Origin of the sequence: Octadecabacter dasysiphoniae (assembly GCF_021532615.1) — a bacterium.
In the GTDB taxonomy this organism is placed as follows: Bacteria; Pseudomonadota; Alphaproteobacteria; order Rhodobacterales; family Rhodobacteraceae; genus Octadecabacter; species Octadecabacter dasysiphoniae.
The window spans coordinates 1,042,415-1,064,011 of sequence record NZ_JAKGAQ010000001.1; the positions used below are offsets into that span (position 1 = coordinate 1,042,415).

Sequence of the window (21,597 nt, forward strand, 5' to 3'; positions counted from 1 at the left end):
GCTTTATTCAGCGGCGATTGGTTGCGACGGTGACAGTACAGCGGCGAACTGCCGACGCTTTGCCAATGCATCGGCTACGATGTCGGGCGGGTTGAGGTGTTCGGGCGTGGCAAGCTGGCGGGCGGACCAGCGGTAAGCATTCAGGTTCATACCGCTTAACGCTGACAAAGGAATTGCCAGAAACAGGCTTGCGGCAATCGGCGAAAGCCAAAGTGTGACGACCCCGAGCATGATCCCTGTGACGAGCAGAGCGCCGATAACAGTTTCAAACAGGTGAAATTTGGACATTGCGGCGATGGAGTACGTCCCACCGTGGCGCTGTTGTGGTTTCCAAGTTTCGCTAAATCCAACGGTTCTACGTGCCACCGAAATGGATTGTTGGACCATCAGGATAGGTGCATAGGCAATCGACAGTATGATTTCGGTGGTTACAGATGCGATATATTGTGCGGTTCCGCCCACACTGTGCATCCCTAGGCCGGTGCGCGGCGCAACCATTGCCCCGATGAGTTTGGGTGTCAAAAGCATGGCATAGACAAAACCGAGTATGACGAGCCCGTTTCCGGCGCCCAGATCGGGCCAGTTGACTTGAGGGTCGTAGCCGCTGAAGTAACGCACGGCGTTGGTTTGCGTGCCGCCACTAAACAGCGCCCAGACAACTAACAACATCAACCAGGCGGGTGACACCAAATAGCTGATGATCCCGCACAGCAGATGAAACCGTGACACGACGTGAAAGCCGCGGGTTCTTAGCAGGCGCATGTGTTGCAGGTTGCCTTGGCACCAGCGCCGATCACGCAGCACAAAGTCGATCAGGGTCGCGGGCACTTCCTCATAGCTGCCCTGAATGTGGGGGAGGAAGCGCACGGACCAACCCGCGCGCCGCAACAACGCAGCCTCTATGAAGTCGTGGGACATGATGAGGTGTGTGTCACCGCGTCGGGACGCAAGACGCGGCAGTCCGGCACAACTGGCAAACGCTTTTGTCCGGATAATCGCGTTGTGGCCCCAGAAGTTGCCTTCGCCGTCTGACCATTTTGCCAAACCTGCAGCGGGCGCAGCCCCATAAATGCGGGTCGCAAATTGTAACATGCGGCCAAAGACCGTTTGTGCGCCGATCAACATAGGAAACGACTGGATCAGCCCGGCCCCGGGTTCACGGGCCAATGCGTCGGTTAATTCAACAATCGCTGGGCCGCTCATTAGGCTGTCGGCATCCAGCACCAGCATCGCTGGATACGCGCCGCCATGGCGTTCGATCCATTCGCTTAGATTGCCCACCTTGTAGTCTGTGTTTTCAACTCTGCGACGATAAAAAACCTTACCCGGAAATGACACGCGCAGCGTCTGGAAGGCCCGCAACTCCTTGGCGGCTGTTGCGTTATCGCGCGTGTCTGAAAGCACAAAGAGAGTGTAGGTATGGGGCGATTTTTGGTGCTTTAGGGAAGACATCATTGCGGCCGCATTGCCGAAAACATCGGATGTGAATTCGTTGTAGATCGGCATTAAAAGGGCCACATTAAGCGGCTCTGCTGCGCCCCTTACTGCCTTGCGGGGGCGCGGGTTGAGCACCGTCAGGGCACCCGCGACGGCCGTGCTGACGGACAGCGAAATCCAGAAAAATGTAAAAACCATGAGCCCGACGACGACGCCTTCGAACCACGAAAACCCGTTCATAGCGAACCATTGGGTAAACGCGGCAAGAAGGCCCAAGGTGCTAAGGACTGCAGGTAAAAACACGCCAATGCGCCATCCAAGCGTGTGCGGGTTTGACGGCGTGGCCAAAGCATCGGGATCGGTGAAGGACCGGTCAAGACGCTGTATTGGTCGCATTAAGGGGCGCGGCACGGGCATCTGGCCCGCGCTGTGTGTTGGGATTATGCCGTCCATCGGTAAAGCCAAACCTCGCTGATTGGGGTGTCGCGTTTGACCAGTTGCGCGCGCAATTCAATCCGCGCCGCGTCCTGGGGGGAGAGGTGAAACGACAGCCGGACGCCGCCTGTGCCGGGGCTGCGCTCCAATCGACCCTCGGACACGACACCCACATCTGTGGTGATAACCGTTTCGATGTTAGAGAGGTCTTCTTCTGACAAGTCTTCGCCAAAAACAGCGTGATCGGCAAAATCGATGGCGACGATTATGTCGTTTTGATCAAATGCATTACCGATCCGTGTATTGATCACACGCGCCAGATCGGGAAGTCCGGCAGCTTCATCGCCCCATGCCATCGAATAGCCGAAGTTGTATTCAGACCCGGCGGGCAGCGGCGCTATGGGCCGCCAGTAGGCGACAGTGTTGTCATAGATTTCTCTGTCGGACGGGATTTCGACCAGTTCCACTGCACCCGCGCCCCAATCGGCCTCGGGTGTGATCCAAAGCGAAGGGCGCTTTTCGTAATCAGCTTGCAAATCCGCGAAGTTTTCAGGATCTCGCGTGCGTTGCATAAGGCCAAATCCACGTGGGTTTTCATCCGTGAAGGCGCTGATCTCGAGTTGTTTGGGGTTGGCCAACGGGCGCCATATCTGCTCACCTGTGCCGTTCCAGATCAATAGGCCGTCGCTGTCATGTACGCCGGGGCGGAAATCGTTGAAACGGTGGCGGTTGGTTTCATCGAACAGGAACATCGACGTCATCGCGCCCAATCCGACATGGGTCAGTTCCACACGTGGGAACAGCGTGGCGGTGACGTCAATTCGTGTCGATATTCCGGCGGAAATTTTGAAGGTGTAGGCGCCCGTGGTTGATGGTGAATCTAGCAAGGCGTGCACGGTAAAGACAGTTTCCCCCGGCGCAGCCCGTTCAACCCAAAAATCCGTGAAATCGGGGAACTCTTCGCCATTTGGATCGCCCGTGCGCAGCGCCAGACCACGGGCGGAAATACCGTATCCCTGGCCTTTGGCGACCGCGCGAAAATAACTGGCCCCCTGAAACACGACAAATTCGTCCAAATGGTCGGGCGTGTTTACCGTCGTTCGCAACCGGAACCCCGAATAGCCCATCGCATCATTGACGGGTAAATCAGGCAGATCGCCCCTGATTTCAAACAGAGAAAGATCATACCCGAGGGTTTTTGCGATGCCTTCTTCGACGATGTTGATCGTGGCGGGGCGTTTTGCATAAAGGCCGGCAGTAAACAAATCCATCGTCATGGGCGTGTCGTCTTGCGCCCAGATGCCGTGCTGGGGATCAAATTGTATCTTGTTGAAGTCTTCAAAGGACAGGTTTTGCCACGGATCGGGGATCAATGGTTTGGGTGTGTAGTCCTGCTGCGCCAATGTCCGTGCGTGATCCCAAAGCCAGTCTGGGCTGAACGCAGTTTCTTGTGTGATCAGGTTTTCCGCAGCCCATGCGGTTGTCGCCGTTGTCGTTGCAAGGCCAACCAAAAGCGCGCGTCTTGAGATCATCATAACGTGGTCATCCTTCTTATGTGTCAGGCTGTCGCGGGTGCCACGCGGATCAAAAATCCGTAGCCTTCGGGGTTTGTATTTTTTGAATTCAGAGTCGAGCAGATTGGCCTAAACATAAGGGAATAGCCGTGATGCAACAAAATGCGAGGCCCCCGAACGGCAAGGAATTGCTGATGTTTTTAGGCCTTAAGCCTTCGTTAATAGGCCATGTTTTGCCGACGATCTGTTGCGTAGGCCGACAACGGGACGCGGACGATTGCGCTGGTTGGAATTACAGATCGTCGCCATGTCAGATCAAAACCGTTTTGGGCGTTCTATGGTTGGCTTATGAGGGGATGAAAGGTTTTGGGGCGTGGCCGTTGGCGCGTCGTTAAGCGCGCATAATTCAGCTGCTTGAGCGAAAGCGGTAATTTGCCAATCGATTTGAGAGAGCGCCTAACAATTAACCATTTGCCCGAAACTGTGCGCGGCAATCCGTTTATCTTGATGGTGTGCACTGTGTTGATCGGGTTAACGCGGCATGTCCGATGCATTCCACAGATCCATAGGTGGCAAAACCATCGGCGCCTGACGTCGGTAAACCCGCCAAAGTGATGTGTGGCGCACAGCCGCAAAGTGTTTGCTGATGTAGGGTCCATAAAGGTCTTCCATCAGGGCGGTCGTTGTATCGGCGATGGGGCGTTGGGGCACCATAATCACATCCACGCCGTCCAGCAGTGCCTCGGGTGAAAAGTGGTATTCCTCATCGAAGTTACGCCCGTCATGCATCCATGCCGTTCCACCTTCTGGTGGATTGAGCCCCGCAAGCGACGTCATCGGGCTGACAAAATCCATGACCAGCACTTTGTCTGGTGCGGGGGTAAGCGATTGTAGCAATGCGATCCCTTCTTCAAGGGACGCGGCATAATTGGCGTAGAATTTGAATTGTCCGTTATCAAGGGTGTTCACCACGCGAATATCTTTGCCGTTGGGGGTGTCCAAAGCAATACCAGCCCCCGTTGCAACCAATGTTGCGTGCAGCCCCAAGGCTGCGGCAGATGATAGCCCGATCGGGACCATCAAAACGATTATGACCAATGCCGCCCCGCGTGTGACCATGTCCGCACCGTATGGCAAACCTTGCCGCCATTGGCGCGACAGATGTTCAGCGGCCACAACACCGCCCGCCAGTAGCGTGACCACACCACGCACCTGAAAATTCTGGATCAGCAGGGCGTATCCTGCGCAAATGCAGAACCCGTAAAACAGAAAATCGGTAAATCGGCCCTTTTGCCAAAGGGCGAGGGCAGCAAGGCTGAGGAACATGATGTATTCACCGGATGTTTCCATCGCTGAGACAACATAGTCGCGCAGCGGAAGCACGCCGCTGACGTTTGATGCGACGAGCAGATCATCAATGTGCATTCGCGTACCGCCCCAAAACACCTCTAGTACGGCACCGGAAAGGGCTACGGTGATCAGGGTCAAAGCCGCCCAGCGGCGTTGGATCGGTTGCAACAGTACCAGAACCAGAAACCCGAGGGCGACGACGCCATAGGTTGCCTTTGTATACAGCAGGATCAGGGTCAGTAGTGAAGCGGCCAACGTATCGCGGCTGATTTGGTGGCGCGCTGGGGTGTGCGGTCGCAAATGCATAATCAACAGCAGCCCGATAAGCGCCCAACCGACCCGGTTATAGAACATCGCAAAAGAGATATTCATGACGATTTCACCCGTGTTCATCGGTGTGATCATCAACAACAGCATAAAAATGGCCCAAGGTATCGCAATTAACGGTCTGACCCGCGTGCCAAGGACATGGATCATAATGGGCGCCGTGACGGCCATCAGCGCGGTCAGTCCAACAGGCATCGCGAGGCCAAGATTACCCGTTAGCCAATAGCCAAAGCCCGGAATGTAGAACGACAATGGCCCGAGTGCTGTGTGAAAATCACGGTTCGGGACCTGACCTTCGACAACACGGTATCCGCCATCCAGAAATATCAGTAAATCGTTGAAATATCGCGACGTTGCCGTTGCGCCCGGAAGGATAAGAAGTGCGGAGCAGATCAGGACGGTCAAGATAACCGTAACGGCAATAGCTGATCGAGTGTTGAGCGGGCTTTGCATACGCGACCTCTAGAATTTCCAGCGTTTGAAGACAGGTTTGGGCAGGGCACTAATGAGGCCCATGATCAGCCGCCATGTGCGTGAGACATAAGCGATATTTGAACTGCTCGTCCGGAGTGCGAGACCGCGTTGTGTAACCGCATGCGGAATTGCAATCGCACCGATCTGTCGGGGATATCGGCCCCAACCGCCCCGGTCTTTCACACCGTTGCGCCTTGAAAAACGTGGCGGCGATCAAGTTGGAATTTGACGACATAGCCAATTCCTAGACCAAGAACAGTTGCTTGCTGCGCGACTATATTGGCGACAACCGACACCGCTGCCGACATCGCGTAGCGCACGAACGGGTGGCCGTCTGCGACGTATTGCATCATCGCTACCATGATGCGGCCACAAAGACGCCCAACATCGCCAAACCGCTTGCGCGGCTCATCGGGTCTTTGATTGCAAAGACGATGGGATCGTCCTGCATCTGGCGGCGCTGCGCGAGGATAAGCGCGCGCCCGATCCAGTAGGTCAGGATCGGGCAGGCGAACAGCAAAAGGTCGGGGCGCGTATAAAGAGTGCTGACGGAAAAACCTGAAACATAGAGCGCCAATACTGTCACCGCATTGAAACCGGCCGCCGCGGATAGGGCTGCCAACATGGTAAGATCAGCGTTTTCATAACCGCGATTGGACGGCGAGGGCTTTTTTGAATCCACAAGTGCGGCAAGCTCTACAAACCGTTTCATCAGGGCCAGAGACACGAAGATCGACAGCGAAAAGACCACAAGCCATGACGACAAATCAATATCGAGCGCGATTGCGCCTCCGAGCATCCGAATGGTGTAAAGCCCCGCAAGGGTCAGGACATCAACCAGCAAAATCCGCTTGAGGTGTAACGTGTAGAATGTTGTTAACACAAAATAAATCGCGAGAGTCCCCGCGAAGGCGAGCGAGATGGAAAGCGACACGATGGTCGCCAGCCCCAATAGTATTGGCACGGCCATGACCGCATGGATCACGGGGATGTCGCCGCGTGCTAGGGGGCGGTCCTTTTTTGAGCGATGGCCGCGATCTTCCCGCAGATCGACGAGGTCGTTCAGGATGTAGCAGGCAGAGGCTGCAAAACAAAATGCCAGCGCCGCGAGGGTGGCCGTAAAAAGGCTAGCGAGGTCAAACATATGGGCGGCAAACATGGGCAGAAATACGAGTGCGTTCTTTGCGTATTGATGCACCCTCAGTTGCTTGCGCCAGCTTTTCAAAGTGGTCCGTTTGTGGTCCAGAAATACCGCGTCCGGGGCCATCGTGCGCAATTTAGCCGCCACGGCGCGCGGGGTTCGGATCGCAATCGGCAGGCGTGCGACCTTCCAAACCGGTAGATCCGCCGTATCATTGCCGATGTAATCGAAATTGCCGGACCCGAAGTTGTCTATTAGGCATTGCGCCTTGTTCCGACCGGACAGATTAACCGATAACGTCGTGGCGAAATGACCATCAAAAATGCCAAGATGTGCGGAAATCGCGCTTACGAATGTTTCGTGGGACGCGGAAGCCAGATAGATTTTGCGTCCTGCCTTACGGGCTCGGTGAAGGATGTTAAGAACTGTTTCATCATATGGCAGCGTTGCGGGCGAACAATCTGTGTTATCGCAAAGAAAGTGTTTAAGCGCGGCCTTTCCTGATTTTAGCGCCCGCAGCATTCCGAAAATAGCGGTCGGATTATCCCCCAGACGGCGAAAGGCTGCTTCAATCAAAAGGTCGGATCGCAGAAGGGTGCCGTCAAGATCGACGATCAGTGGCACGTTCGCATCCATGTCCAGATCGTCAGGGTTGGTATAATTTGCGCACCGGTCGGACCTGTCTTGTCGGCCGCTTGCGCCAATATTTTTGTCAATGACACCTGCCAAAGATCCCTGAAGTGGACCGATTATTGCTTTGTGCGTCATGTCTTGGCCCTTCGTTGGTTCCTGTTTTTCAGTCATACCCAGCCCAGAATCGGCACGGGCAGGGTGTAGTGAAGGTCCTGTCGGACCTAGATTTTGGGCACCGATAGCGGCGGCAGACCTGGGGCGTGACTGATGAATTGGCCTAATGGAGGGCATCGCAATCACTACGTTTTAGCCAGCGGTCGGTACGCGTGCAGAGGCGCTTGATACTGAGTGACGGCACAATCATTTTGATGCGAGCGCGTTTTATGCGCGCCATCCAGTCTGGCAAGAAAGCGCCAAATTGGGCGATGTGCTTGGCGAAAAATAGTAAATATTTTGGGTTTGGTGCACCCTTTTCAGGATTTTGGCATCAAGTCGGTTACGCTGATTTACGGCGCGACTGCTTTGCCCAAAGGGGAAAAGAAGAGGTTTTGCTTAAGACGTAAACGACACATTTGGGACGACCCGAATTGGTGCCCGCATGGTCGTTCAAAGGTCCTAGAGCGGCTTTTGATTGCCGCAGGGACGCAAGAAAGTAAGGAAACAAAAATGCAATTTCTTACCGGATTTAAGCGAATGTCGTTCATTCGGCGTTGTGGGCTGAACTTGGCAATTGCCGCGGCTGTGATCGGAGTTGGTACGTATTTTGTCGCTCCCGCTTTGGTTTCGGACAAGCTTATTCATGCAAAGGTTAATGAACAGATTGGGCGTTGGACCGGCGGGGCGTTCAGGTTGCGCGCCGATGCTGACGCGTCTGTCGCGCCGGGATTTCGCGTCATTGTGTCTGATCCGGCGTTTGTTGCTGTCGGTGATGTTGACGGCTCCCCAATTGTGACCGCCGACGCGGTTGTCGCACCGCTGAGGATACTTCCGTTGTTGTTGGGTCGCGTTGAAATTGCGGAGCTTGTGCTTGTGCAGCCCCACATCGATTTGCAGGTCCCAGACGCGCCCTTTGTCGCGCCTGCCGCGTCAGTTTTTGACCGCAATGCGTTGCCCGAACAAATACGCCGGCTCGGTGATGTCGTCGTGATTGATGGCACACTGCATTTACGTGATGCGGCGGGTGCGCGCCAGGTATCCGACATCAACTTACGGTTAAGCACAGATGCGGCGACGAATGCAGTTGCGATGCAAGGCGGGGTGTTTGTGGGGTCGCGACATGTGCGCATTGGTTTGCAAGTGGATGATCTGCGCGGGTTCGTTTCGGATGTGGGGACGTATGCCAAACTGAATGTCCGGTTTGGTCGACGCCAAGATGTAGAACACGCCGATGATGCAGTGGCCAATCCGAGGTTGCCATACGACATCGCCGCGTACGTGCGGCAGTTCGCTGCGACGTTTGGTTTTCCGGGGCAGGGGTTAGGCTCAATAACTGCCGAAGGAAATTTCTCGGTAAGACCGCACGCGGTTTCTATCACCGACGCTGCCTTTTCGTTTGGTAGAGTGGAAATGGAAGGCCATATGCGCGCGCGCGCCGAGGGCCGGCCGGTGATTGCGCAGTTGCTTGAGTTGCCAGACGCGGTGGCTGCTTTTGTTGCGGATGCCAAAAACATGGACGATGGCCGCTGGGTCGACATCCCCGTGACGATGGCTTGGCTTGACGGTCTTGATATGGATATCGCTTTGGGGTGGGGCACCACAGCCCATGAAACGCCGCTGCAGGACACAGCGGCAGTTGCACTTGTTGTGGACGACGAAACCACGTCGTTCAAAGCGACGGGGGACATCGAAGGACTTGGCCAGATGCATGCGGCGGTCACGCTTGATCATCGCACCGGTGAACAGGTCAGATTAATGGCTTTTGGTCACGTCGATTCCATTTCTGTTGGCGCGATCAGCGAATTTTTGGCAAGTTTGGGACCACCTCCGTTGATCGGCACCGCGCAAATGCCGGATGGAACGATGAACGGTGCTTTCGATGTGACCGCCAATGGCAACGCGATTGGTCAGATGCTGGACAGTTTGAACGGGTCCGTTACGGCACAACTTAAGGACGGAAGTCTGGTGGGTGCGGATCTGGTTGCTACGTTGGAAACATTGCGCAGGGGTCGTGAATTCATGACCGAGGATAAGGGGCCGTTGATACCGACCGCCGGACGCACGCCGTTCGACCAATTGAACGCGCGCGTGGACCTTGCGCAAGGAACCGCCAGCGTTTCACACGTTGAAATCTTCGGTGATCAGTTCGGTATCGATATGCTGGGCGAGGTCGAACTGGCCGAAGGCACGATGAATGTTGGCGGCAATATCGTTCTTTTGCCATCGCCCGAAGAAACAGGGACGCAGTCCTTGGACGCGCTTGTTGAATTGCCGTTCGGGGTTGGTGGCACGGTATTTGCGCCTGTCGTTGCGCCGGGTGTTCCAAATGTAGCAACGGCATGGGTCGATCATGACCCGGATCCAAACGTTGAAAACGAATAACAGCTTTTCTCAGACCGACGTCATGTAGGCAGATTATCACTCCATGCAAATTAGTGTTTTTTCCCCAACCCGCGTGCATTTGCGTACTGCGTTAATTGCCGCGAGCGTGCTGATCTTCTGGCTCGTTTTTTATGGCTATTGTCTTTTTCCGGGGTTGGGCGGGATGCTCAATGCCGGAGACTCGGCCAAATTCCAGACATTGGGTCACACGTCCATTCTGGTTCATGGGCCGGGTTACCCCCTTATTCTGGCGCTCGGGGCGCTTGTGCGCACGCTTGAGCTGCCATGGGAACCTTGGCAGGTGATGACGTTTGTGATGGCTTCGGTGCCGGGGGCAATCGCGAATATGATGGCATTTGTGATCGTTGCGCGGCTGACGCGCAGCGCGGTCTTTGGTGTGGCCGCGGCCATGCTTTTGGGCAGTGCGGGATTGATGGCTGTGCAATCAACCGAGGCAGAGGTCTATCCGCTTGCGCTTGCGTTTATTCTGTCGGTCGGTTTTCTGCTGCTACGGTTCATAGAAACAAAATCGCCAGCGTTTTTCATCGCAGCTTGTGGCGTTTATGCGCTGTCGTTCGGGAACCACTTGATGATGATCATGCTGGTGCCGGTCTTTTTGGTGATCACCGGTTTGCATTTGCGCATTCTGTTGCGCCCACGGATTGTCCTGCCGGTGGTGTTGCTGATCATGGCAGGGGCCAGCCAGTACCTTTATCTGGCGTGGGTCACGCATTCCCCCAGCACGGCCTATTCGGAATATCTTCCGCTGCCCCCGACCGCCGCAGAACTCGTGAACTACATCGCAGGAACGTATTTCGGCGATCTTTACGGGGCTGGCCTTGGGTCCACCCAGACGACGGAAATTTTGCTCAATACTTTGGAATTTGCACATTATCGGATGTCGGCCCCGATCATCATCGCAGGGTTTTTGGCCTTCGCGATGGGGTGGCGTCGTCGTGACGCGAAATGGAACGGATTGGCGTTAATACTGGGGATGGGCCTCGCGTTTACGCCCTTCATGCTTTGGTATGGGGCATATGACATTCGTGCCTTTCACCTTCCCGTGTTGGGACCGCTGCTGATTGGTGCGCTTGCGGCGGTCGGTTGGTGGCTTAGTCACTGGCCAAGGCTGCGATTGGGGATCGGTGTCGTTCTAGTTGGTGTCGGTGTGGTCCGCGCAATTGAAATGGGCGGGTATTTATCGGCGCGCGAACCGATCTTTCCAGACTTGATCGAGACACTTGAGGTGGTTGTTGCGCAGTCACCGGTGGATGATCCGGTTGTGTCGATGACCTACGGTTTGCGGATGGCGACGCTGTATCACGAGTTGCTGGGCGAAGTGCCAAAACCGGCGGCGTATCGTGTGACATGGCGCACCGAGGCCGAGATCGCGAAACGCGATCCGGTTGGTGGTATTGTCATTCCCACTGATGGTGAACAGCTTTTGCAATGGATCGAGCACCGTCATCCCGACCTTATTTGCCGGACCCTGCCAGTTGAACAACCGGCCGGAACACTTTGGCCCGCCTATGCTTTTTTGTGTGAAGAAGGGGCAGGCGCCGGGACGGCGGGCCAGCGTGACAGTGAAAATTGATGCGCCTTTTAGCCTGTCCAGCCAGAATTCTCGACGTTACGGAAATGCGCGAAAAATTGCTTTATTATGCATCTAATATAGGTCAGAATCTGCTTATGCTTGAGTTGGGCGTTGCCCTGCAACCCTCTGACGAGAGCACCCGTTGGAACTCCGTCATGGGAGGGCAGACTGTCAATGCTCAAGAAGATTTATATCTGTTTGATCCTTTTGGTTTCGCTGGCGACCTGCGCCAATATGCGATCCGAAACGCGTGGTATTGCGGTTGGGCAACGCGTGCCCAATGCGTTGATGTTTGCAACGCCGATGGTTGAGGATGCGATCCCTGCTATGCCCGATCTTCGGGTGGGTATGGCCGAGGTGGTGAGCCAGCTGACTGGTGCCGCATCGACGAATGCGACCGCAGATCGCTGGAACGTATACGGCACCGATCTGGGCCATATGTTCATGCACAATGACGACCTTTATATGATGTTCGGTGACACATACGGGCCCGATGGTGGCGATTGGCGCAGCAACGTTCTGGCGCGGATTGCTGATCCTGATCCCAGAAACGGGTTTTCATTTGCTTCCATGACCGAGGCCAATGACGGCACCGCTGCCGAACTGGTGCGCGCGTCGCGGGTTCCGGGAATTGAATGGACCGTGATCCCCACGAATGCTGTTTCAGCCGCGGGACAGATGGTGATGCATTACATGTCGGTGCGCGCTTGGGGCGAGGATGACAAATGGTATGTTCGCCGCTCCGGCCTTGCGTCATCACAGGACGATGGGCAGACTTGGACGCGTTCCACATCAGCGGTGTGGCCAGCGGGAACCGGGTTTGAGCAGGTGTCTTATGTGCAAGAGGGCGGCTGGATCTACGTCGTCGGTATTCCGCAAGGGCGATTTGGCGGTGCAAAGTTGGGTCGCGTCATACCGGACGCAATTTTTGACCCCGCATCCTACGAATACTGGGATGGCGCGAACTGGGTGCCCAAAATATCCGCTGCGACCAATATCGTGCCCCCGTCCATCGGAGAGCTGTCCGTCGAATGGAGCGAGGCGAACAAGCGCTGGTTGATGATGTATTATGAGCCAAACATGCGGGCGGTTGTTTTGCGCCACGCACCTGACTTGACCGGACCATGGAGCGATATGCAGATCGTCGCCGACAGCCGTGACTACCCGGGCCTTTATGCGCCCTATATCGTGCCGGGCGGTGACATCGATGGTGAGCTTTATTTTACAATGTCGCGTTGGAAGCCTCTTTATAATGTGTTTCTGATGAAAACCCGACTTGCCCCTGACACGCTCGCAGCACAAGAAACCACGGTGTCTTCATCCCCACCGACAGAGTAATTGTAGCACTGCGCGTTAATCGCGCGCGCTTTCGGCAGTGTTTTGCGCATTGGTTTTGCCGCTTTCGAATGGAAAGCGTGGCCCGATTTTAGCACCAGACCTGATCTGTTGCGGGGGCTAGGTCCCTGATTGAAACAACCGTTTCAACACAGAGCGTTGATCATTTTATAACGTTTGCAATGCTTTACGCGTTCGCCTTTTGGGCGAAGCGAACGCATCGTCACCTGCGCGGTTCATTGATCCAAGCCCTTGAACCTATCGGCGGGCGTGGCGGCAAAACAAAAGCTGAACAACCGACCCCGTTTGCTGCTTTTTGTGGCGGCAGGCTTTCGCCATCTTTCACCATGCGGCTTGGCCGCACCCCGGGAAACTCTTAAATTTGACAGGCCATTACGGAGCCGCGTGACGTTCGTATGCCGTCTCAAGGTCTCCTCGCTCATCAACCCCAAGGAGCCGGATATGAAACCAATACAACATCCAACCCGACGATATGTTACGGCGCTTGTCTTTGGCATTTGTATCGCAATTTTGCCTGTAACAGCGCAGGCCTACGTTGGTCCGGGGGCCGGTCTTACCGCAATCGGAACGATGCTGGCTTTGTTCGCTGCACTGATCCTCGCGGTCGTCGGCTTCGTTTGGTATCCGATCAAACGCTTGGTGGGGGCCGGTAAAACGTCAGCAAAAGACCCGCGAAACGACGAGCCGCGCAAATGAGCGTTGCCGCATTGATGATGGGGCTGTTGGCCTTCATCGTGGTGCTGCGCGTCCTTAACGCGGCCCAAGTTGCCGGTGAGGTGATTGAGACGACGCAAGACGCAATTGGTGTGATGGCCAACACCGATGTGTCTGATGCGGACAAAGAGACGCAAATGCGGCGTGCGTCTGTGAAATTGCTTGGCCGCTTTTTCTGGATTGCCGCGATTGGATTTGCCGCGTTTGGCGCGTCTACCCTGCTGATCTGGGGCGGTTCTGCTTTGGGCCTGTATGCACTGGACCGCACAATTGCGATTGCGATCGGGTGGCCCTTTATCCTTGGGTCATCCGCCGTTGCGGTTGCCGTCTGGGTCGGCCTTGACTGGATCAATCGCGTGCCTGCGTCCAACACGGATGCGCGTGACGATGTTCCTTATAACAAGTTTGATATTGCACTGCACGATTTCGCCTTTGCCTCACCGCGTCGCCAGCGCAGCCTTGGCGATTTCGAAAGTGCGGTCTTCAAGCGACGCTTCAATAAGGATCATGCAAAGCGTCCGGTTTTTGTGACATCGCTGCCGCGTGCCGGCACGACAATCATGCTCGAAACGCTTGCAGGCTTGCCACAGTTTGCGTCGGCCACTTATCGGCACATGCCCTTTACGATGGCGCCGCTGCTGTGGGGCGGGCTGTCTGGTGCGTTCCGCAAAGCGGGCGAAAAATCCGAACGCGCGCATGGTGATGGTATCGAAGTCGGGTTTGACAGCCCCGAGGCGTTCGAGGAAATGGTTTGGGCAGCCTTCTGGCCAGAGCATTTCGGAAAGACCCAGATCACACCTTGGACCACGGACGAAGACAACCCAGAGTTCGAGGCGTTCTTTCGCACACACATGGCCAAGATCGTGGCGACCAAACCAGGGGCCACTCGGTATTTGTCCAAGAACAACGCCAATATCGCCCGTCTTGGCCTGATCGAACGCTTGTTTCCGGATGCGACCATTATTGTGCCCATCCGCAACCCGCGTGCGCAGGTCCGGTCCCTTTTGCGTCAACATAAACGGTTCAGCGATCTTCATGGGCGTGAACCTTTTGCGCGCCGCTACATGGAAGGGATCGGTCATTTGGAATTCGGGCAAGCGCTGCGTCCCATCGGATTTGACGCGACACCGACCGATTTGAAAATGGCAGACAGCGCCGAGTTTTGGCTGACCTACTGGATCGCCGCCTACGAACATGTGTTGGCCACGGCCGGGCCTGCTGTCACTTTTGTCGATCATGATGCTCTGTGTGCTGATCCGCGCCGAACTTTGCCGGATCTTGCGGATGCGATGGGTCTTGATGATCAAACCGCACTGACCGCCAAGGCCAGCATGTTCCGCGCGCCTGGACCGGTGCCTGATGTGACCGATGTACCTTCCGCACTGCTGTGCCGTGCCGATGATCTGCATATGGATTTACGCCACCGCACAATAAACACCACATTTTCAAAGTAAGGATTGAGCCTGTGAAAAAGTCGTTATCCGACCGCTTATTTTTTGGCGGTTTTTTGATTTCCATAACCTTTATCGCCATGGTGTATGGCATTGTATCTTCCTGGTGGGGATGGTTTCCCGCGCCACAGATTGGCCTTGCGCACCGGACGTACTTGGATGTCTCGACCAACTGGAAAAACGATCTGGGTCTTGAACCGACTCGCCATCTGGTGCCGCCCAACGACACGGGCGATGTGTCGCCCGATCGGGGATATGCGCTGTCTGACGGTGCGCAACAGCAACCGGGTTACATCCTGATTGCCGGTCTAAGCGATGATCAGGACACGTCGGAACATGTTGTGCACTTGTTTGATGCATCCGGTGCAGAGGTTCATCGCTGGCCGATCAAATATGACAACTTTGATCCCGTCACCCCGCCGCAAAACGTGATGTTGCACGGAATGGAGGTGTTTGAGGATGGGTCCGTTGTAACAACATTTGACACAGGCCAAGCCATTGCAAGGGTCGATGCCTGCGGTGAAACGATGTGGAGCGTGAACGGGATCTTTCACCATTCGATCACACGCACCGGCGATGGCGCTCTTTGGACGTGGGAGGGCGATGATATGGTGCGCCTTGACGAAGACACTGGCGAACAAACCGCGCGTGTCAGCATCGTTCGCGACATTGTTCCGGCAAACGACGGTGAACAACGTGCCATCTTTGAAATACGCACGATCGAGCCCAACGAAGCAGATGAGGGGCTAACGTATTTGTATGATCCATTTCATCCCAACGACGTTGAAATGCTGCGTCCCGAAATGGCGGACGCCTTTCCCATGTTCGAGGCGGGGGATTTGTTGTTCAGCCTGCGGGAATTGAACCTTGTCGCAGTTGTCGATCCGCAAACCGGTATATTGCGATGGTGGCAGCACGGACCTTGGCTGAAACAACACGATCCGGATTTTCACGCCGACGGGACGATTACGGTTTTCGACAATGCAACGGGTTCTGACAGATCCTTGATCCGGCGGATCGACCCGCAAACCGGTGAAATGTCGGTTGAATTTTCAGGAAGCGAGGATGTTCCGTTTTACACGTGGCGGCGTGGCAAGCACCAGTACCTGCCAAACGGTAACATTCTTCTGACGAACGCTGAACATGGCAGGGTCCTGGAAGTCGGCCCCGAAGGCCGCATCGTCTGGACACGTGACATGGTTTGGGATGACACGAGCAACTTAATCATCACCGAAGCGCGTCACATCCCCGAGGATTTTTTTGACAGGGGGCCACCTAATTGCCTTGATGTTTCAGACGCGCAGTAAGCTTGATCGCCCCCCACAGGACGGACTGAGGGGGGATTTGACGGGTGGCGAACATCTGTGTGGCGGGAACACCTCGCTCAAAAATCGCTCAAGTGTTGAAGGTTTTGCATGTAACGTAAAATCAGACAGTCGCGGCGTTGCAGAATTTCGCTAGAGTTGTTTCGAAACAGACCGTCGTCGCGTAAGCGAACCGTCGGTCCGCTCAAACGCCTGCGCTGCGGCACCTGCATCGCACGTTTAGCGAGATGAGCGCTGATCTAAATGAAGGTGAGCGGGTATCAGGACCAACCTTCGGTCTCGCTGATCTGGCGCTTGCCTGCTACTTTGACAGAATTGAAAGACTGAGCTTTGCCGGACTATGGGAAGATGCCTTTCCGGCTGTCGGGACTTGGTTGAGTATGATTCAAACGAGGCTAAACGACACCACTGCCGTTTCAGATTTCATTCGAGAGTCTATCGCGCAAGCACAACGCGCAAGCGGTGAGGTGCATTGGCCCGAGCTACGCGGGCTTTGGAGCAATATCTAACGTCCGACTTGCGCCTTGAAGCTGGTTTCGTCTGATGTAAGTTTACGGCCTCGGACGTATGACATAGGTTTTGGTCTGCTCGGTTTGACCGCGTGTCCTTCCCGGGTAGGGCGCAATGTTTAAGTGGGCTACAATATGCGAGACATTCTTTGGAATCTTCGTGCCAAAAAGGGTTTTTAAGTTATTGAAAATATTACAAATATAAACCTATCGAGCGCGGCCCGTTTGTCCATCGCCCCGATGATGGACTGGACGGATCGGCATTGCCGCTATTTGCACCGGCTGCTGTCCAAGCGCGCGTTGCTGTATACGGAGATGGTCACATCGCCTGCCTTGGTGCGTGGCGGGGCGCGGCATTTGTTGCGCTTTGATCCTGCCGAACAGCCCGTGGCGTTGCAGCTGGGCGGGTCTGATCCTGCGGAGCTTGCGAAAGCGGCTGTCATAGGCGCTGATGAGGGCTATGCGGAAATTAACCTCAACTGCGGGTGCCCGTCTGATCGGGTGCAATCGGGCGCATTTGGCGCGGTGTTGATGGAAGATCCGGCGTTGGTGGCGGCCTGTTGTCGCGCGATGATCGCCGCGCAACCTGTTGATGTGACAGTGAAATGCCGTATCGGGGTGGATGACCAAAACGTAGAAGAAACCTTGCCGGAATTCCTGTCGCAGATTGTGGCGGCGGGCGTGGAGCGTGTGACGATCCATGCGCGCAAGGCATGGCTGCAAGGGCTGTCGCCCAAAGAAAACCGTGATGTGCCGCCGTTGAATTATGATCTTGTGTTCGAAATGAAGCAGCTGTTCCCGCATTTGCATATTTCGATCAACGGGGGTGTTTCCACCTTGGAACAAGCGCGTGACCTTTTGGATGCGGGACTGGACGGGGTGATGATCGGGCGGGCCGCCTATCACAACCCGGTCGATATTTTGCAGCGGGCTGATGCGGTGATCTGGGGCGAAGATGTCGGGCCTGATCCGGTGCAACTGGTCCTGTCGATGCGCGCCTATATCGAGGCGCATCTGGCCGACGATTTAGGAAAAATGCAGCCGAAGCTGTCACAGGTGACCAAGCATATGTTGGGGTTGTTTGCTGGCCAGCCCGGTGCACGGCATTGGCGGCGCCATTTGTCCGAACACGGCCACCGCGCCGGTGCCGGCTGGTCCGTGGTAGAGGACGCGTTGGCAGCACTGGAACAAGCCGCAGCCTAAGGGTTGTTGTGCAGGCCAATTCAAGGCAAAGCTGGCGCACCAAACCGGAGTGCACCAATGCCTGAAATGTCTGTTCTTGTGCCCCTGATCGGGCTTTTGATGGTGATCGGGGCCTTTGCTGGTGTTCTTGCGGGGCTTTTGGGCGTCGGGGGCGGCATCGTGTTGGTGCCTGCGTTTTTCTATGCGTTCAGCGCGTTGGGATATGACAGCCCGCAGCTGATGCAGATTTGCCTTGGCACGTCGCTGGCAACGATCATTGTGACATCGCTGCGGTCGCTGAATTCGCACAACAAAAAGGGCGCGGTAGAATGGGACATTCTGCGCGGCTGGGGCGTTGGAATTGTGATTGGCGCGATTATCGGGGTCGCGGTTGCGACGCAGCTGCGTTCAAGCGTGTTGCAGGCATTGTTCGGCGGATTGGGCATGTTTATCGGGCTTTATATGGCGTTCGGGCGGGCCGATTGGCGGCTGGGTGATGTGATGCCAAAGGGGGCGTTTCGCGCTATCGGATCGCCCGTAATCGGGTTTTTGTCGGTGTTGATGGGCATTGGCGGCGGATCGTTCGGCGTGCCGACGATGACGCTGTTCGGGGTTCCGATCCACCGCGCGGTTGCCACGGCAAGTGGGTACGGCGTGATCATCGCAGTGCCCTCTGTCATCGGGTTTTTGTTTGCGGATATTGACGTTGCGCCACCGCTGACGGTGGGTGCTGTGAATTTCGGGGCCTTTGGCGTGGTCGTTTGCATGACATTGATCACAGCCCCTTGGGGCGCTGCGATCGCGCACCGGATGGACCCGAAACCGCTGAAAAAGGTATTCGGGCTGTTTTTGATCCTCGTGGCGTTGAATATGCTGCGTAAGGTGATGTTTGCCTGACTTGGAACAGGACGGTGTCGTCGTCTTCGACGACGATCCGCGCGTGACCCGTTGGGCCACGCGCGCCCATGAGGCCGCCTGCGCGATCACCCGCGATCCTGTTGAACGGCGTAAATGGTTGCGCCACGGCAGCACTTGGTTTGTGGGGGTTGATGCCTTGGGCAATGGACCGGACGGGGCCGTCGACGATGCCGATTTGGCCGGACCTTGGGCAGGGCAGGTGGATGCGCCCGACGTCTGGCACCGCGCGCAAATATCAGTTGTCTATCCCGGATATCCCAAGCGTGACCCGGATGAGAGCGAGGCCGCGCATCGATTTCGGGTGGTACGCTGTGCGGCACACGTGGACGGGCTGCACCTTGAGGGCGGGCGGCGCATCGTGCGCGAGCCGCACAGTTTCATTCTCGGACTGCCGCTGAACGACAGCGATGCCTGTCCGCTGGTGGTTTGGCGGGGCAGCCACACGATGATGCGGGACGCGTTGCGCGCAGCGATTGGGGCGGGTGATCCTATCGGTGCGGACGTGACCGATATTTACAAGGCCACGCGGGCGCGGGTTTTGGAAGACTGTGAACCTGTGGACGTGCAGATGGGGGTGGGGCAATCGGTTTTGCTTGACCGCTTTGCCGTGCACGGTGTGGCCCCGTGGCGCGACGGGATGCGCGCGCCAAAAGAAGGGCGCATGGTGGCCTATTTCAGGCCCGAGTGTCGCCACCCCGAAGACTGGCTGAACGGCTAACCCTTAAGGCGTGCAGCGCGGCCCCCACGGCGTTTGGTGATCAGTTTTGCGCGATTTGGCAGATCATCCATCACAGCCCGGCGCGCATCCGCGGACAATTGCGACCAGATGCCGATTTCATCAATGCTGCGCAAACAGCCCGTGCATAGGCGCGATGTTGGTTCGATCACGCAGATTTTGATGCAGGGGCTTTCGATTTCGCCGCGCTTCCAGATGTGGTCCGTGTTGTCGGTCATGGTGTGCCCCTGATGTTGCGCAACCGATCCAGCAGACCTTGCAGGATGTAGCTGGCGGCAATGTTATCAATGACTTCGGCGCGACGTGCGCGGGATGTATCGGCCTCAAGCAGGGCACGTTCGGCGGCCACTGTGGACAGGCGTTCGTCCCAATACGTGATGGGCAGGTCCGTCAGGCGTTCAAGGTTGCGCGCAAAGGCGCGGGTGGATTGCGCGCGCGGGCCTTCTGACCCGTCCATGTTGCGCGGCAGGCCCAGAACGATGCCAGCAACCTGACGGTGGGCCGTGATTTCGAACAACCGCGCCGCATCCGCGCCGAATTTTGTGCGTTTGATGGTTTCGAGAGGGGATGCAATCGACAGCCCCCCATCAGACACAGCCACACCGATGGTTTTGGTGCCCAAATCCAGACCCGCAAGCGGCGCATAGGCGGGCAGGGCGGCGGCGAAATCTGTCACGTCTTCATAAATCACAATCCGGCGTCCTCAGCAGCGCGGCGCAGAATGGTGACGGCCTGCACGTCGCCGCCAAAGATCAACTCGGCCTCTGCCAGAACGGTGCGTGCAGTGTCGTCTTCGCCCAGCACGGCAAGGGCGGAAATCAGGCGCGCCCAGTCTTGCGGTGGTCCGCCTTCTGTTGCCAAACGGTCCGCAAGCTGGCCGACCATACCCTCAATCATCGCTTGGCGGTCTTCGGGGGCCATGTCTTGTGCGGCGTCGATATCATCCATGGATGGGCCGCGACGGTCTGGCAGGACGTAATCCATGCCAAGCTGTGCGGCGACGCTTTCGATTTGTCCGGCGGCGAATTCGTAGTGGATTGTCCCTGCGTCGCCTTCCTCAATCACGCGGCGCCACAGGCCAAATGCGCGATCGGGACGGTCATTCTGGGCGTACATCAGACCCGCGTAATAGATTGCGGGGATGTTGTCGGGGTCGTCTTGCAGGATGGTCAGCGCGACGGTTTCAGCCTCGGGTGAGACATAGCCTTGGGTCGATGCAACCATCAGATCAAGAAGCTGACCAAAATCGTCAAGACCCGCGCTGTCGCCCTTGAGCGCAACAACACGTTCCTGCGCGCGGGTGGCGCGTTGGAACTGGCCGATTGCGGCCTCTGTTTGCACAAGGATCGTCCATGCGTCGATGTTTTGGGGCTGTTCGAACACAGTAACGCGGCGCGTCTGGATCAGGTCACGGGTTTGTTGATCAAATTGATCGATGGTGTCCGCAATCGGGGTGATCGCCTCTGCCTCAAGCTGGAGGGGGCGGTTTTCGCGCCGTTCTTGGCCCGCGGCGATACGGTCGGCGCGGGGAACATCGCCGTACCCGGGCGCGCCAAGCGTCACATAAAGCGCGCCAGTGCCGGCCAGCAGCGCGATGGCCAAAACGGCCGCAACACCGCGGCTCAGCCCACGGGGCGCGTCGCTGCTTTGGGCGCGTGCGTCTGCATCAGCAGTCAGCAGGCGGCGGGAAATCTCGGTGCGGGTGCGATCCGCCTCGGCGGGGTCAAGGACGCCGCGCGCAAGGTCGCGGTCCACTTCGGACAGTTGATCGCGGTAAATGTCGATGTCCGTGCTCTCGGATGCATCATCGCCGCGCCCGCGCCACAGCGGGGTCATAACGGCGATAACGGCAAAGACCGTAAGGGCCAGTGCGATCAGCGCAAAAATGATAAATTCAGTGCTCATGGGGGAAGATGTAGTCGTTCGGGCAGGCGCGCAAAAGGGACAATCGTGCGCGATGCTG

General features: G+C 56.5%; 18 protein-coding genes. 10 read left to right on the top strand and 8 right to left on the bottom strand.

Translation table 11 applies throughout. The features are described from left to right. Nucleotides 1-3 precede the first annotated feature (3 nt). The 5 genes from mdoH to L0664_RS05100 form a co-directional block, all read right to left on the bottom strand. A complete protein-coding gene (mdoH, locus tag L0664_RS05080; protein WP_235224533.1) occupies nt 4-1,890 on the bottom strand; it encodes a glucans biosynthesis glucosyltransferase MdoH in 1,887 nt (628 codons plus the stop codon). After that, nucleotides 1,878-3,407: an OpgD/OpgG family glucan biosynthesis protein gene (locus L0664_RS05085; protein ID WP_235224534.1), complete on the bottom strand. Its 1,530-nt coding sequence runs from the start codon at nt 3,405-3,407 to the stop codon at nt 1,878-1,880. The genes mdoH and L0664_RS05085 overlap by 13 nt, the downstream gene beginning before the upstream one ends. Nucleotides 3,408-3,917: 510 nt before the next feature. Further along, entirely contained in the window at nt 3,918-5,468 is a 1,551-nt protein-coding gene (locus L0664_RS05090; RefSeq protein ID WP_235224535.1) for a hypothetical protein, read from the bottom strand. Between the two features lie 248 nt (nt 5,469-5,716). Next, nucleotides 5,717-5,899 (bottom strand): hypothetical protein, encoded by a 183-nt coding sequence (locus L0664_RS05095; RefSeq protein ID WP_235224536.1) that lies wholly within the window; start codon nt 5,897-5,899, stop codon nt 5,717-5,719. Further along, a complete protein-coding gene (locus tag L0664_RS05100) occupies nt 5,893-7,446 on the bottom strand; it encodes a UbiA family prenyltransferase (protein ID WP_235224537.1) in 1,554 nt (517 codons plus the stop codon). The genes L0664_RS05095 and L0664_RS05100 overlap by 7 nt, the downstream gene beginning before the upstream one ends. Nucleotides 7,447-7,977: 531 nt before the next feature. On the opposite strand from L0664_RS05100, the gene L0664_RS05105 reads away from it, so the two are divergent. From L0664_RS05105 to L0664_RS05150, 10 genes are all read left to right on the top strand, one after another. Beyond that, nucleotides 7,978-9,849 carry an AsmA family protein gene (locus tag L0664_RS05105; protein ID WP_235224538.1) on the top strand — a complete coding sequence of 624 codons (1,872 nt, stop codon included), beginning with the start codon at nt 7,978-7,980 and terminating at the stop codon, nt 9,847-9,849. Nucleotides 9,850-9,892: 43 nt separating this feature from the next. Continuing rightward, nucleotides 9,893-11,443, top strand: coding sequence for a protein O-mannosyl-transferase family (locus L0664_RS05110; protein WP_235224539.1), 1,551 nt, complete (start codon nt 9,893-9,895; stop codon nt 11,441-11,443). Nucleotides 11,444-11,617: 174 nt separating this feature from the next. Continuing rightward, nucleotides 11,618-12,781 (top strand): DUF4185 domain-containing protein, encoded by a 1,164-nt coding sequence (locus tag L0664_RS05115; RefSeq protein WP_235224540.1) that lies wholly within the window; start codon nt 11,618-11,620, stop codon nt 12,779-12,781. A gap of 459 nt (nt 12,782-13,240) precedes the next feature. After that, on the top strand, nt 13,241-13,495 hold the full coding sequence (locus L0664_RS05120) for a hypothetical protein (protein ID WP_235224541.1): 255 nt from the start codon (nt 13,241-13,243) through the stop codon (nt 13,493-13,495). Continuing rightward, on the top strand, nt 13,492-14,967 hold the full coding sequence (locus tag L0664_RS05125; RefSeq protein ID WP_235224542.1) for a sulfotransferase: 1,476 nt from the start codon (nt 13,492-13,494) through the stop codon (nt 14,965-14,967). The genes L0664_RS05120 and L0664_RS05125 overlap by 4 nt, the downstream gene beginning before the upstream one ends. Before the next feature lie 11 nt (nt 14,968-14,978). Beyond that, nucleotides 14,979-16,271 carry an arylsulfotransferase family protein gene (locus tag L0664_RS05130; RefSeq protein ID WP_235224543.1) on the top strand — a complete coding sequence of 431 codons (1,293 nt, stop codon included), beginning with the start codon at nt 14,979-14,981 and terminating at the stop codon, nt 16,269-16,271. Between the two features lie 224 nt (nt 16,272-16,495). Next, entirely contained in the window at nt 16,496-16,798 is a 303-nt protein-coding gene (locus L0664_RS05135; protein ID WP_268821590.1) for a glutathione S-transferase family protein, read from the top strand. 192 nt (nt 16,799-16,990) lie between these two features. Continuing rightward, entirely contained in the window at nt 16,991-18,001 is a 1,011-nt protein-coding gene (gene dusA / locus L0664_RS05140; protein WP_336247098.1) for a tRNA dihydrouridine(20/20a) synthase DusA, read from the top strand. A 57-nt stretch (nt 18,002-18,058) separates the two neighbouring features. Next, on the top strand, nt 18,059-18,877 hold the full coding sequence (locus tag L0664_RS05145; RefSeq protein ID WP_235224546.1) for a sulfite exporter TauE/SafE family protein: 819 nt from the start codon (nt 18,059-18,061) through the stop codon (nt 18,875-18,877). Beyond that, entirely contained in the window at nt 18,870-19,616 is a 747-nt protein-coding gene (locus L0664_RS05150) for a hypothetical protein (protein WP_235224547.1), read from the top strand. The genes L0664_RS05145 and L0664_RS05150 overlap by 8 nt, the downstream gene beginning before the upstream one ends. Here the strand turns inward: L0664_RS05150 and L0664_RS05155 are convergent. From L0664_RS05155 to ccmI, 3 genes are read right to left on the bottom strand one after another with little or no spacing between them, the layout of a single operon-like run. Next, nucleotides 19,613-19,852 (bottom strand): DUF1289 domain-containing protein, encoded by a 240-nt coding sequence (locus L0664_RS05155; protein WP_235224548.1) that lies wholly within the window; start codon nt 19,850-19,852, stop codon nt 19,613-19,615. The two genes, L0664_RS05150 and L0664_RS05155, sit on opposite strands and share 4 nt — an antisense overlap. After that, nucleotides 19,849-20,325, bottom strand: a complete 477-nt coding sequence (gene ruvX / locus L0664_RS05160) for a Holliday junction resolvase RuvX (RefSeq protein ID WP_235224549.1) — start codon at nt 20,323-20,325, stop codon at nt 19,849-19,851. Before ruvX ends, L0664_RS05155 begins: the two co-directional genes overlap by 4 nt. Beyond that, nucleotides 20,322-21,539: a c-type cytochrome biogenesis protein CcmI gene (gene ccmI / locus L0664_RS05165; RefSeq protein WP_235224550.1), complete on the bottom strand. Its 1,218-nt coding sequence runs from the start codon at nt 21,537-21,539 to the stop codon at nt 20,322-20,324. Before ccmI ends, ruvX begins: the two co-directional genes overlap by 4 nt. Between the last annotated feature and the right edge of the window lie 58 nt (nt 21,540-21,597).